Source organism: Rheinheimera sp. WS51, assembly GCF_050936095.1.
Classification (GTDB): Bacteria; Pseudomonadota; Gammaproteobacteria; order Enterobacterales; family Alteromonadaceae; genus Alishewanella.
Genome location: NZ_JBOTRC010000009.1, coordinates 87,704 through 101,221 on the forward strand (window position 1 = coordinate 87,704; position 13,518 = coordinate 101,221).

General features: G+C 41.5%; 14 protein-coding genes. All 14 read right to left on the bottom strand.

The window, feature by feature from the left end:
• Nucleotides 1-4: 4 nt before the first annotated feature.
• Nucleotides 5-274, bottom strand: coding sequence for a flagellar biosynthesis protein FliQ (fliQ, locus tag ACRCA4_RS11280; RefSeq protein WP_433188420.1), 270 nt, complete (start codon nucleotides 272-274; stop codon nucleotides 5-7).
• Nucleotides 271-1,017, bottom strand: a complete 747-nt coding sequence (gene fliP, locus ACRCA4_RS11285; RefSeq protein ID WP_433188423.1) for a flagellar type III secretion system pore protein FliP — start codon at nucleotides 1,015-1,017, stop codon at nucleotides 271-273. The genes fliQ and fliP overlap by 4 nt, the downstream gene beginning before the upstream one ends.
• A gap of 8 nt (nucleotides 1,018-1,025) precedes the next feature.
• The gene (gene fliO, locus ACRCA4_RS11290) at nucleotides 1,026-1,655 is read right to left on the bottom strand and encodes a flagellar biosynthetic protein FliO (RefSeq protein ID WP_433188426.1); all 630 of its coding nucleotides are present in this window, start codon (nucleotides 1,653-1,655) and stop codon (nucleotides 1,026-1,028) included.
• Nucleotides 1,655-2,038 (bottom strand): flagellar motor switch protein FliN, encoded by a 384-nt coding sequence (gene fliN, locus ACRCA4_RS11295; protein WP_433188429.1) that lies wholly within the window; start codon nucleotides 2,036-2,038, stop codon nucleotides 1,655-1,657. Before fliN ends, fliO begins: the two co-directional genes overlap by 1 nt.
• A gap of 5 nt (nucleotides 2,039-2,043) precedes the next feature.
• Nucleotides 2,044-3,132 carry a flagellar motor switch protein FliM gene (fliM, locus tag ACRCA4_RS11300; protein ID WP_433188432.1) on the bottom strand — a complete coding sequence of 363 codons (1,089 nt, stop codon included), beginning with the start codon at nucleotides 3,130-3,132 and terminating at the stop codon, nucleotides 2,044-2,046.
• Nucleotides 3,133-3,144: 12 nt separating this feature from the next.
• Nucleotides 3,145-3,663, bottom strand: a complete 519-nt coding sequence (gene fliL / locus ACRCA4_RS11305; RefSeq protein ID WP_433188434.1) for a flagellar basal body-associated protein FliL — start codon at nucleotides 3,661-3,663, stop codon at nucleotides 3,145-3,147.
• Between the two features lie 134 nt (nucleotides 3,664-3,797).
• Nucleotides 3,798-5,627: a flagellar hook-length control protein FliK gene (locus ACRCA4_RS11310; RefSeq protein ID WP_433188437.1), complete on the bottom strand. Its 1,830-nt coding sequence runs from the start codon at nucleotides 5,625-5,627 to the stop codon at nucleotides 3,798-3,800.
• 236 nt (nucleotides 5,628-5,863) lie between these two features.
• Entirely contained in the window at nucleotides 5,864-6,325 is a 462-nt protein-coding gene (gene fliJ, locus ACRCA4_RS11315) for a flagellar export protein FliJ (protein WP_433188440.1), read from the bottom strand.
• Nucleotides 6,322-7,668: a flagellar protein export ATPase FliI gene (gene fliI, locus ACRCA4_RS11320; protein WP_433188443.1), complete on the bottom strand. Its 1,347-nt coding sequence runs from the start codon at nucleotides 7,666-7,668 to the stop codon at nucleotides 6,322-6,324. Before fliI ends, fliJ begins: the two co-directional genes overlap by 4 nt.
• 2 nt (nucleotides 7,669-7,670) lie before the next feature.
• On the bottom strand, nucleotides 7,671-8,723 hold the full coding sequence (gene fliH / locus ACRCA4_RS11325) for a flagellar assembly protein FliH (protein WP_433188446.1): 1,053 nt from the start codon (nucleotides 8,721-8,723) through the stop codon (nucleotides 7,671-7,673).
• Nucleotides 8,724-8,793: 70 nt separating this feature from the next.
• Nucleotides 8,794-9,828 (bottom strand): flagellar motor switch protein FliG, encoded by a 1,035-nt coding sequence (gene fliG, locus ACRCA4_RS11330; protein WP_433188449.1) that lies wholly within the window; start codon nucleotides 9,826-9,828, stop codon nucleotides 8,794-8,796.
• A complete protein-coding gene (fliF, locus tag ACRCA4_RS11335) occupies nucleotides 9,821-11,512 on the bottom strand; it encodes a flagellar basal-body MS-ring/collar protein FliF (RefSeq protein WP_433188452.1) in 1,692 nt (563 codons plus the stop codon). The genes fliG and fliF overlap by 8 nt, the downstream gene beginning before the upstream one ends.
• A gap of 17 nt (nucleotides 11,513-11,529) precedes the next feature.
• Nucleotides 11,530-11,865: a flagellar hook-basal body complex protein FliE gene (gene fliE / locus ACRCA4_RS11340; RefSeq protein ID WP_433188455.1), complete on the bottom strand. Its 336-nt coding sequence runs from the start codon at nucleotides 11,863-11,865 to the stop codon at nucleotides 11,530-11,532.
• Nucleotides 11,866-12,104: 239 nt separating this feature from the next.
• Entirely contained in the window at nucleotides 12,105-13,517 is a 1,413-nt protein-coding gene (locus tag ACRCA4_RS11345) for a sigma-54-dependent transcriptional regulator (RefSeq protein WP_433188458.1), read from the bottom strand.
• Between the last annotated feature and the right edge of the window lies 1 nt (nucleotide 13,518).

The following is a 13,518-nucleotide window of genomic DNA, read 5'->3' on the forward strand; positions in this document are numbered from 1 at the left end:
TCAGCTAGCCAACAACCGTAGGAATACTAAGAATTAACTCGTGGGTAAACTCTGTAATGGTTTGAGTTAACCAATGACCACCATAAGTTAATGCCAGCAGTGTTACAATTAAGCGCGGTAAAAAGCTTAATGTTTGTTCGTTTATCGAAGTCGCAGCCTGAAATACCGCAACCAATAATCCCACAAACAGCGACGGTAAAATAATGGCACTAACAAGCAAGATAACTAAAAATAAAGCATCGCGTAATATATCAACAAAAACCTCTGGACTCATGTGCCTACCCCATAACTTGTGGCCAAGGTACCCATAACGAGTATCCAGCCATCGACTAAGACAAACATCATTAACTTAAATGGCAATGAGATAATCATCGGCGATAACATCATCATACCCATGGCCATTAATACACTCGCCACCACCAGATCAATAATTAAAAAAGGAATAAACAGCATAAAGCCAATTTGAAAGGCAGTTTTTAGCTCACTGGTTATAAACGCTGGAATAACAACCGTAATGGGATAATCTTGCGGGTTTTCAGCTAGTTCTAAACCGGCTATTTGGGCGAAAGTATCCAAATCCTTAGTCCGAGTTTGGTGTAGCATAAAACCTTTAATCGGTACTATGGCTGTTTCTAACGCTTGAACGGGGGTAATTTGCTCGCTTAAATAGGGCTGAATGGCAGTGTCGTTAATATCTTTAAATACTGGCGCCATAATAAAAAACGTCAAAAATAACGTAATACCAATTAAGACTTGGTTTGATGGCGACTGCTGCAAACCAATTGCTTGGCGCAAAATAGCCAACACCACAATAATGCGAGTAAAGCAGGTCATCATAATAACGAGCGCTGGAATAAAGCTCAGCATCGTCATTATGGCTAACACTTGCAGTGTTACACTATATTCTTGGCTCCCATCGGCTGCGGTGGTTATTTTAAGTGCCGATAACGCACTATTATCAGCAAAAACCTCAGGGCTAACTAAAGCAACTAGCAGCAAAAACAACAGTCGTAGCATAATTTTTTCTATTTTTTTAGAAACGATTGTAACTGCATATGAAAGTCTGATGCCAACTTTTCTTCTGGAAGAGGATTTTCTAGTTCAAACAGTAAATTTATACTGTTAGCTGTAACACCTAAAACCCGTTGTTTCCCTTGCATTTCAATAACTAATATCTTTTCCTTCGGGCCCAAAGAAGTAGTAGAAATAATTTTAATATGCCGACTTCCAGGTAACCGAAGTGTCAACTTTTTAAAGGTCCAACCTAACACTAAGACAATAAGCACTACGATCGTCAAAGAAATGGCCATTTTACCAAGGCTTAAACCTGACTTGGGACGAGGGCTATCTTGCGCTGTTAAATCAGTTGTAGGCCTTTGAAATGCAGTTGTTTTTATCGGACCTGAAGCAGGTTTCTCTGTTTCGGTATTAGGGTTTGTAGTATCTAACTTAGTTGCATCTAAATTTATACCGTCTGTATTAACTTGTTCAGTCACGACAGAAGTTGCTTTAGTTTGCTTTGCTTCTAACTCTGCTTTAGCCTGCTCCGTGGCAGTATCAGTTAACCTGTCTTGGGCAACAGCAAAGCTACTTATGCTGGTAAACGCCAATATAAGTAGCAAAGAGCAAAAAAGTTTAGTTAAAAAGCCCAGCATTAACGTAGTTTCTTAATACGTTCAATTTGACTAATAACGTCGGTTAAGCGAATACCAAACTTATCGTTTACTACCACAACCTCACCGTGCGCAATTAAAGTACCATTAACTAATACATCTAATGGTTCACCGGCAACGCGATCTAACTCAACCACAGAACCTTGATTAAGCTGTAACAAATTACGAATGCTTATTTTTGCCCGCCCTACTTCCATAGAAATAGTAACAGGGATATCTAAAATAGTATCAAGCTTACGTTTTTCATCTGCGCTAATTTCCGCTTTTTCATCACGAAGCTCTTCTAAATCAACCGCTTCAGCACCACCCTCTGCTTCTGCCATCGCAGCTGCCCATTCGTCCATGGTATCTTTATCATCAGCCATTTTTATTACCTTATGTCATGATCTGACAAATCCAGATCAGCTTCTAATTCATTAATATCTGCGTCGCTATCAAGTCGGCGACCGCCTTTAGTAAAGACATGCAATTCTGACTTAACAGATTCTGGGCGTTTAATTTTTTCGACAATTTTAACCGCAACATTTTCCCGTGAGCGGCCTAATTTACCGCGATAAGTAGGTAAGTCTTCCACCAGCACGGTAATATGCTCAGGTACCTCTATTGGAATAATATCACCCGCTTTTAACTCCATTAATTCCCGTAAGCTAATATCGACATCAAGCATTTTAGTGCTTAAATCAACTTTAACATCCATGATTTCATCACGTAGCGCCTTACTCCAGCGCATGTCTGTATCTTCTTTATCACTTTGTACACCCGCGTCTAACAGCTCTCTGATAGGCTCAAGCATTGAATAAGGTAAAGCAACATGAAAATCACCACCTCCGCCGTCTAGCTCAATATGAAAAGAACTAATAACAACCACTTCAGTTGGACTAACAATATTAGCCATGGCAGGGTTAACTTCAGAATCTATATATTCAAAAGACACGTCCATCACCGGCGCCCAAGCTTCTTTATAATCTTCAAAAATAAGCTTTAACAGCATTTGGATAATGCGTCGTTCGGTTGGCGTAAATTCACGACCTTCAATTTTGGCATGGTAACGGCCATCACCACCAAAGAAGTTATCCACTAGAATAAAGACTAATCGTGCTTCCATGGTAATTAAACCGGTGCCTTTTAAAGGTCTAAACCGAACCATATTCAAGCTTGTAGGCACAAATAAAGTATGTACATACTCGCCAAACTTAATCATTTGCACGCCGTTAATTGATACCTCTGCAGTACGGCGCATCATATTAAATAAGCTAATGCGCATATGCCGTGCGAAACGCTCATTAACCATTTCTAAGGTTGGCATGCGTCCGCGCACAATGCGATCTTGCGATGAGAAATCGTATTCAGTAGCAGAGCGATGCGACTTATCGCCAGCTTCGACTACTTCTTCTTCTTCAACGTCATCAACACCATGCAAAAGCGCATCAATTTCGTCTTGTGACAATAAATCGGTCACGGCTGCTCACTCTTATTGCATAACAAAACCGGTGAAAAGTATTTCATCTACCACCACCGAACCCACTACTTCTAATAATTCTTGTTGTAAATTAGCTAAAGCTTCATTTTTTAATGCTTCACGTCCTAAAGGTGCACTTAGATCATCAGCATTAGAGGCGCTAAAGGTTTCTAATAAACTGCCCTCAATAAGGGGGATATGTCGCATTGCTAACACTTCATTTTCTTTACCGCGGACTAAGAGTTGTACCTTAATTTGTACCATTCTATCGCGGGCGCTACCTGGCACATTGAACACAAAGGGCCTAGGTAAAGGTACATATAGTGCTGAGCCTGTCATTGCTTTAACTGATTCGGCACTTTTGCTTGCTGATGTTCCTTCAGTACCTGAGTCTGATTTGTTTTGATCACTAAACAAAAACAAATACGCTGCACCAGCAAGCAACAGAGCGACAACTACGGCTGCAACAATAACCAGTTTCTTTTTTTTACCTGACCCTTCAGTAATCACTAAATCTTTATCTGCTGCCATATTAAAAACTACCTGTCATTTTCCTTGTCACTATTATGCGACCCTAAGCTAGAGAATGTAAATCTTTGTACCAAGTTTTCTATCTTGTTGTATTTATATAGCCAATAAATCGTCAGTAAATAGCAACTTACCACTTAGGCATAATAATCCACTAATCTTTCTGAATGCTTGACGACTAATTTTATTGGCATGCCAAGCTGTTCACCATTTGCATCTTCTCCTTGTGCAAAGCTCTGATTCTGCTGGCCTTGTTGTGCTAACTGTCTTTGCTGTTGTTGCTGCTGTGACTGCTGTTGCACTTGCCCCTCACTTAATTGAATACCCTGTTGTTGGAGCATTTCACGTAAACGCGGTAATTGTTGTTCTATTAGCTCTTTAGCTTGCTGTTGTTGCACGGTAAATTGCACAGTAGCTTGTTCTTGTTGCATATCAATTTTGATTTGCATCATGCCTAGCCCTGCGGGATCAAGCCTAATTTCTGCTTTTTGGATCTGCTGGCTTAGCATCATACTTACTTGCTGACGCATATGCCCTGCAGCATCTTGCTTCATTAGGTTAATGCTTTGCTTTAACTGTTCAGTATGAGAAGCCACCTGGCTAGCATTATTTGCGGCTGTAGCTAAACGTGATTCCACCGCGCTTGCTTGTGTATTTGTGACACTACTTGCTAAAGTTGCTGCAAAGCTACTTTCTTGACGGGAGGCGCCCGTAGACGACGCTGTCAATTTCTCGGCTAACTGCGCACTAACCTCTGATTGTTTTGCCGATGAAGTCATTTTATCTGTATCAACTTTATCTGCTAAAGATGCTTTAGACTTAGCTGGCGTTTTATCATCTACTTTAGTCTGCTCTTTATTAGCAGCTGTGGCTAAACTAATATTGCCTTGACTAAATATCGGTTTTACCGGAATACCTATTTCAGGATCAGGCCTACCACCAATATCAATAGTTATAGGCCCATCGCGCTGGATAGGTTGGGTACCGGATCTAATAAGGCCATGGCTTGGCTGATTAAGTAAATCTAATTTAGGCGATGTTTCATCAGTAGTGCCAACCGGGTTTCCTTCCATCACTGGCGGTCTGGTTGTTTTATCTTGCTTTTTATCAGGGGCTTCTGGTAGCTCTAATTCAGGTTTAGTTTTATCCGTATTGCCAACCGGGTTTCCTTCCATCACTGGCGGTCTGGTTGTTTTATCTTGCTTTTTATCAGGGCCATCTGGTAGCACTAATTCAGGTTTAGTTTCATCAGTAATGCGAACCGGACTGCCTTCCATCACTGGCGGTCTAGTTGTTTTGTCTTGTTTTTTATCAGGGCCATCTGGTAGCACTAATTCAGGTTTAGTTTCATCAGTAATGCGAACCGGACTGCCTTCCATCACTGGCGGTCTAGTTGTTTTGTCTTGTTTTTTATCAGGGCCATTTGGTAGCACTAATTCAGGTTTGGTTTCATCAGTAATGCGAACCGGATTTCCTTCCACCACGGGTGGTTTTACCGTTTTCGATGGCAGTTGTTCTGTAGCATCTGGTAAAGTTAACTTAGGTTCTGCATCAGGATCATCAGTTACTAGCACAGGACCTGTGGTAATTGGCGCCTTAGTATCAGTCAATTTTATGTCGCTTGTTTCAGCCGTTAATTCAGCTTCAGTACTTTTTTTAGTAAAAGCAATTTGTTGTAATAAATTATTAGCTAATAAGCCATTGCCAGTGTTTTCTACTGTAACTAGGCTAACAGCAGGATCATTTTTTGCCAGTGCTAAACTGATTTCAGACAAATTGCCGACACCGGCAGGAAGTTGCCGCAATTGCTGGCCTGAGTTTTGACTATGCTCTTGGGTTAAAGCGTGGTCTAAACTAGCACCAAAAGCATCTGACGTGCTAGTTTCAGCTTGCGCTAATCCTGTACGCAGCGAACTATCTACACTGCCTATACTACTTAAAACCGTTGAAACTGGCTGACCAGACATACTCATCTCCTGCTACTTAGCGCATTTGATACGACACTTAACGCCTAACTAGCTCATTAAAAAGCTAACATAAACAAAGCACATCAAAGCAAACAGTTTAACAATGGCTTTATCAGGCATAACCAAAGGCACCAATAAAATATATTTATGTTGTGCTAATCACTTTAAAAAGCTAATTAGCAGCATGTAGAATAAATACATACAAATTTCAGGCCAGTTTGTTATTTATTAGGCTTTTATAATTCTTCTGCTTTTTCTGCAGCTAAACGGCGCATAAAAATTTGCCCTGCATACTCATCAGCGTTTTTCTGCTCTTGCTTCATTTGTGCATGTAAAGCCGCGGTTTGTTCGCGCTCTACTAAATACTCAAGTGCTTTACGTTTTTTTTGCATAGCTAACCATGCCTGTTTGCGCTGTTCAGCCACTTGTCTGGCTTGCTGCACGGCTTTAGCTTGTTGCATTAAGGCTTGATCTAGCTTGCCTATAAAGTTAACAAACTGATTATATTGGCGACTTTGTAAGCCAGAGCTACCTTGTTGCTGACTTTGTTGAATATATTCAGTTCTATAATCAGCTAACCCCTGATATTTTTGCTCGGCTTGCTGGTAAAACTGCTGGGCATTAATAAACTGCGCTTGCAGCTTTTCCTCACGCTGTTGTTGCACTTTAATTAGCATAGCAAAACGATGATTTATCATTGTTTATGCCCCTGAGGTAACGGCGCTAGCTGATTAAGCTGCTGTAAACTTTCGTCATAAGCAATAACTTCTGTCATCCCTTGTTGCAAAAATTGCTTAATATTCGGCATCATGGCAATGGCTTTGTCTAGCTGAGGATCACTGCCTCGGACATAAGCGCCTATAGAGATTAAATCTTTGCTTTGTTGATAACTGGCATAAAGTTGTTTAATAGCACGAGCTTGGTTCTGATGCTCCATGCTGGTTACCGCTGGCATTACCCGGCTAATAGACTTTTCAATATCTACTGCAGGAAAATGGCCTGAGTCGGCCAGGTGACGAGATAGCACTATATGGCCATCTAAAATAGCCCGCGATGCATCGGCGATAGGATCTTGTAGATCATCACCTTCAGATAGTACCGTATAAAATGCCGTTATCGAGCCTTGACTACCCGAGCCATTACCTGCTCGTTCAACTAAAGCCGGTAACTTGGCAAAAACAGAAGGGGGATAGCCTTTTGTTGCTGGCGGCTCACCTACCGCTAATGCAATTTCACGCTGCGCCTGAGCATAGCGAGTGATTGAATCAATTAATAACAACACATCCATGCCTTGATCACGAAAATATTCCGCAACCTGAACCGCCGTTTCACAGCCTTTTAAGCGCATTAAAGGCGATACATCTGCAGGAGCAGCAATAACAACAGAGCGAGCTTTACCTTCTTCACCAAGAATTTCATCAATAAACTCTTTTACTTCTCGGCCCCGCTCGCCTACTAAGCCAACTACGATAACATCTGCCGCAGTACCACGTGTCATCATACCCAGAAGCACACTTTTACCCACACCCGAGCCAGCAAATAAGCCCATACGCTGACCTTTCCCTACGGTAATAATACTATTAATTGCACGCACGCCAACATCTAGCGGCAGCTTAATAGGGCGTCGATTCAAAGGGTTAATTGGTTTACCTTTGGCTGTAGCATATTCTGTTGATGCAATAGGCCCTTTGCCATCTAATGGGGCTCCTACACCATCGATAACTCGCCCTAATAAGTTTAAGCTAAGAGGAACGCCTTTATAGTTCAGTAAAGGCGTCACTTTAGCACCAGGCACAACGCCCGCTATATCGTCTTTGGGCATTAAAAAGATACGTTCATTAGCAAAGCCGACTACCTCGGCCATTATCTCGCCTTGGGCGGCTTCAACCATACATGGCTGGCCAATTGCCGCACTACAACCGGTCGCTTCTAGTGTTAACCCAACAACTCGTACTAAATGCCCAGCCGCAGCTGGCCGCGCAGATTGAATATATTCTTGCTGTTGTTGTAAGAATTCACTTAGAAGATCGCTGCTAGACATAGTTACTCTTTATCTATTGGCTGTTGGCTTGAAAAATCAGCATCTTGATGCGACTGTTCAGCCTCTGTATAAGCTTGATCAGGCGCTTTTTCTAGTTCACTAGGCTCAGAAGCTGTTACCGCATCAGCCGTACTATCGGCTATACCTTGCTCTGCACTAGGGGCTGGAGTATTTGGCGACGCTTCAACATTATCAGAAGCCGGATTAGCTGCAAGTTCATTTGCTCTAGCCTTTGTGTCTTGTTCTTTCGCTAATTGCTGTAATTCAATAAAATGGGCTAAGCTGGTTTGTACACGTTGCTCTATACTTCTATCGACACTTGATAAAGTGCTTTTTACTAAGCAACCGCCTTGAGCTACCTGATCTGATGCAATTAAATGCCAGCCATTTGCTGCAATATCTGCTGTAGAGTAAAACTGTTCAATTATTGCTATATCATGAGGGTTAAGGGTAATAGCTACATTTTTACTCTGTAATGGTAAGGCCGAAACGGCATCGGTAATAGCTTGTAAGATAACTTTTGGATTAGTTTGAACCTCTACCGCAATAACCGCTTTTGCCATGGCTAAGCTTAGCGCTACCAATTGTTGCTTTACTTGTTCATTTACGGCTAACAAAGGCTGTTGCAATTGTTGTAATAATGCAGTGAGTTGTTTGCGTTGCTGGGTTAACTCTTGTTCAGCATCGGCTAAGCCTAATTTTTTGCCTTCAGCTTGGCCTTGAGCTAAACCATCTTGTTGACCTTGTTCACGCCCTTCAGCATAGCCTTTACTAAAACCGTCATCTTTGCCCTCAGCAAAACCTTCGTCATAAGCCGCTTGTCTAATTTCTTCAATATCATTTGCCGTTAAAGGCTTAATGCTAAGCTCTTCAGGATCGGTATTATGGGCATTATTATGCTCAGACTTACGCGAAACATTAGCAATATTAAAGGCATTAGTGCGCTGGCTTGTTTCAGCGGTTAAATCTGGCGTTGGCCATTGTTTTAACTGTTGTTCAGTTTCGTCGTCAGGCGAAAATGGCCGACCATAATTAAAATTTTTCTTATCACTCATGCCAGACTCACCTTTTACAACCTAATACCGACATTATCTAGCATTCGCTAGGTGTTATGCTCTACCGTCATTATAAGAAGTCATCACCACCACCACCGCCAAGCATAATCTCACCAGCGTCAGATAAGCGACGAGCCGTAGACAGAATTTCTTTTTGCGCCGCTTCAACATCACTTACTCGTACTGGAGCCATAGCTTCTAAATCATCTTGCAGTAATTCAGCAGCCCGCTTCGACATATTCTTTAAGATCTTCTCTTTTAAGTTCTCATCGGTGCCTTTTAATGCCTTCATTAATACATCTTGCTGAACTTCACGTAATAGCGTTTGAATACCACGATCATCAACATCAACCAGGTTTTCAAACACAAACATTAAGTCTTGAATTTGTTGCGCCATTTCTTCGTCATTCTCGCGAATAGCATCCATTAGCATGCCTTCAACATTGGTATCCATATAATTCAAGATATCCGCAGCCGCTTTTAAACCACCCATTTTTGCAGTTTGAGTTCCCGCTTGGCCAGCAAACTGTTTTTCCATTATTTCATTTAGCTCTTGTAATGCTGCTGGCTGTACTTCTTCTAAGTTAGCAATACGCATTGTAAGATCTAATCGCACTTTTTCTGGGAATTGCGATAAAATTTCAGCCGATTGTTCAGGCTCTAAATAGGATAAAACAATAGTTTGAATTTGCGGGTGTTCATTGCGAATAATGCTAGCCACCTGCTTCGAGTCCATCCACTTTAATGAATCTAAGCCTTTAGCTCCGCCGCCTAATACAATTTGGTCAATTAAATTAGCTGCTTTTTCTTCACCTAAGGCAGCCGTTAGTGCTCGCTTAATAAACTCTTCACTTTGGAAACCTATGGTACTAAAGTTTTGAATTTGCTCTATAAACAAACTATGCACAGCGGTAATCTTGGCTTGATTTAAATCGACCATTTGCGCCATAGCCAAGCCCACTTTCTGCACTTGCTTTGGCTCTAGATGCTTTAAAATTTGCGCTGCGTCTTCTTCTGATAAACTCAGAAGTAATATTGCTGCTTTTTCAACGCCATCAAGTTTAGCGACATCAAAGCTAGGTTTTGTTTCTTCTATACTATTCATCTTCAGCCAACCAATTTTTCACTACTAAAGAAGACAGTTCAGGTTCGTTAGCAACTAAGGCTCGAACTGCGCGTAATAGATCATCATCACCATGTAAGTCTGGTAACATTAAGGTGCCATCGGCAGCGAAGCCTACAGCGTTATCATCAAATGATGAGTTTAGCATGTCGACAGTGTCATCACCCAAGTCTAAGCCTTTGCTCATCGACTTTTCATCATAAGCTTCTTTAGTGTCATCTGGGTAGATCAGTTTCTTCAACATAGGACGCACGATAAAGAGTAAAAGTACGATAACAATAATTCCGCCAATAATCAGTCTCACTAAGCGAGTAAACCACTCTTGAGTATAAAAACTTGGCTGCTCAATATCTAAAATGTCATCTTTGATGAAAGGTACAGAAATAACTTCAACTATATCTCCACGCTGAACATCAAAACCAATACCACCTTGCAGTAAACGGCGAATATTCATTAAGTCGGCTTGGCTGCGCGGCTCAGGTGTTACACCATCTGCTCCTATTTTATAGTCAACAGCAACTGAAACACTTAACCGGCGAATCACACCACTTTGCTGAGTTGTATGACTAATAGTGGTATCTAATTCATAATTACGCGTAGCTTCTTTATGGCTGCGACCTGGAATAATTTGTTGTTTGCTACTACTTGTAGCTTGTTCAGGGATAGTAGAATCCAGCGGCGGCTGATTAGATAAGGCACCAGGAATACCACCGCTGACACTACCTACATTATTTTCTTCAACCGTCATTTCACTACGTACAGCGGGTAAATCTGGGTTATAGCGTTTTTGAGTTTGCTCTGTGGCGGTAAAGTCCATATGTAAATCAACTTCTGCGGTGTAATTACCATACCCCAGAACAGGCATTAGAATAGAGTCAACTTTCTGTCTATATTCCTCTTCACGAGTACGCTGTAATTCATATTCTCTGCGCGTTCTTGCCGCTGAAGCATCTTGCGAGCCACTGTTTAATAAACGGCCACTTTGGTCTGTTACGGTAACTCGTGTTGGCTCTAATCCTTGTACCGCTGAGGCCACAATATCCACAATGGCATCAACTTCACTATCGCGTATAACAGTACCGCCTCTAGCAGTAACAAGCACGGTAGCTGAAGGCATTTTTTGCTTTCTAGCAAAAACGTTTTCTTTCGGAATAGCTAATAACACCCGAGCACGCGATACACTTTGCAGCTCTTCAATAGTACGAGCCAGTTGTTGCTCACGGCTATGCTTTAAACGCTCGGTTTCTAAGCGCTGACTTACGCCAAAGCCACTGTCTTTTAATAAAAATTCAGTCCCCGTTGAAGACTCTTTAGTTAAGCCGGCACGAGACATAGATAATTTAACTTTTTGAAATTGATCTTCAGGCACTAAAATAACATTGCCTTGCAACTCATAACTGATATTTTGCGAGTCTAAATGATCAAGTGTTTGAATAAGTTCTTCGGTAGCATAGGTGCCAAGAGGACGCAACTCGGGCTGCCTGGCCCATAACACAATTAAAATGGCAATGGCTAAGCAGATAGTTAACGCAATAACCATGGTAATCTGACGGATTAAATCAGTACCCGCTAAAGAGCCAAGTAAGCTAGTTTTTTGTTCTTGTTGCTCATCACTGGCGTAGTCATTACCGCTTAATGCCAGTTCGGTTGATTGATTATCAGCCACGTCTATTTACTCCTGACCTATACCGGCATCGACATAATTTCTTTGTACGATTCTACCAGTTTATTACGAACTTGCACTGTTGCCTCAAATGCTAATGACGACTTTTGGCTAGCAATCATCACTTGAGCTAAAGATACGTTAGGGTCGCCCATTTCAAGTGCGCCTCGTAACTTGCCTGTTTCTTGTGCTAAATCATTAACGTTGCCTAAAGCTTGGGTCAGCATTTGGCTAAAATCAGTTTGGCTTGGGTTAACTTCAGCAGTATTTTTTACTTTAAGCTCGGTGCCAACTGCGCGAGCTTGCACTGCCATAGACTGCATTTCGGCATATAAATTTTGGCCTTTGATATTCATCGCGTCACCTGTCAAAAAATTGCTGCTTAACTAATATAGTTATATAAGCATTAAATATGCCAACTTTAATGCATTGAAATAATTAGAAAAGTTTAAATTAAATGCAGCTATCCAGTAGATAAAGCCAGAATAAAGCAAACCTATTCTAGGCTTAATTGATCTTGAACTTGGTTTCTAGATAGGGAAAGAAAGCGGACAGCGTCTTAGCTGCCCGTTGTAATTAAACATAACCGACTTATTTACACCGGAATATCAATACCATATTCACGCATACGAGCTAATTTATAACGCAAGGTACGATCGCTAATACCCAGCTTTTCGGCGACCTCTTTACGTTTATTTGCGCAGGCTTTCATGGTTGCCAAAATAATACGGTGTTCTTGATCATGCACACTGGTTTTAAAGTCTATCTCTGGCTCCGATGTGCTTGCAGGCAATGATGGCTGCACTAAATGAGTATCGCTGCTAGCTAAATGGCTATTTGTTATTTCGCCGGTCTTTTGTGTCAACGATGGCATTGGAATACTTTGGCTACATTCCAGCATAATATCTTCAGCTTGAATATTATCTTGGTTAGAAATTATTAGGGCACGCTGGATAACATTATCTAACTCTCGTACATTACCCGGCCAGCTATACTGCCGTAACCGCAATGCGGCCTCAGCACTTAATTTAGCAATAGCCCGCCCTTCATTGCGACAATACTTATCAATAAAGTACTCGGCTAGCGGCACTATATCTTCAGGCCGCTCGGCTAATGCCGGCCACGTTAAAGGAAACACATTTAAGCGATAAAATAAATCTTCACGAAACACACCTTCAGCTACTGCTTGTTTTAAATTACGGTTGCTTGTTGCTAACACACGCACATCTAATTTAATTGTTTTACGCCCGCCCAACCGTTCAACTTCACGCTCTTGTAAAACCCTTAATAATTTAGCTTGCAGGTTTAAATCCATTTCTGTTATTTCATCTAACAAAATAGTGCCGTGTTGTGCCTGCTCAAATTTACCAGGACAAGCGGCTATGGCACCGGTAAAGGCACCTTTTTCATAACCAAACAGCGTAGATTCCAGCATATTTTCTGGAATAGCAGCGCAGTTAATAGCAACAAAAGGCCCTTGATTACGCTCCGACAACTGGTGAATATAGCGAGCTAACACCTCTTTACCTGAGCCACTAGGCCCTAAAATCATAACGTTGGCATCGGTACGTGCCACTTTGCCACATAAAGTAAGTAACTGCTTACTACTTTCTGCTGCAACAATAGGCTCGATGGTAGAAGCATCTTCTGAACTAACATAACGACTTACCGTATTTACTAATACTTCGGGCGAAAAAGGTTTCGCTAAATAATCTATAGCCCCTAAGCGTATAGCTTCAACAGCCGCTTGCACTGTGGCATAGGCTGTCATCATTAATACCGGAACTTGCGGATAATGCTCACGAACCGTTTTTAGTAAGGTTAAGCCCGATGCACCCCCAAGCTGAACATCTGAAACAATTAGTTGAAATGACTGTTGCTTTAATAACATCAAGGCTGCTTCTGCACTTTCTACAGCTTGCACTTGATAATTTGCCAACATTAAGGTGTCTTGTAGTGCTTCACGCAAACCTGCATCATCTTCAATCACTAAAATGGTCTGTTTCATG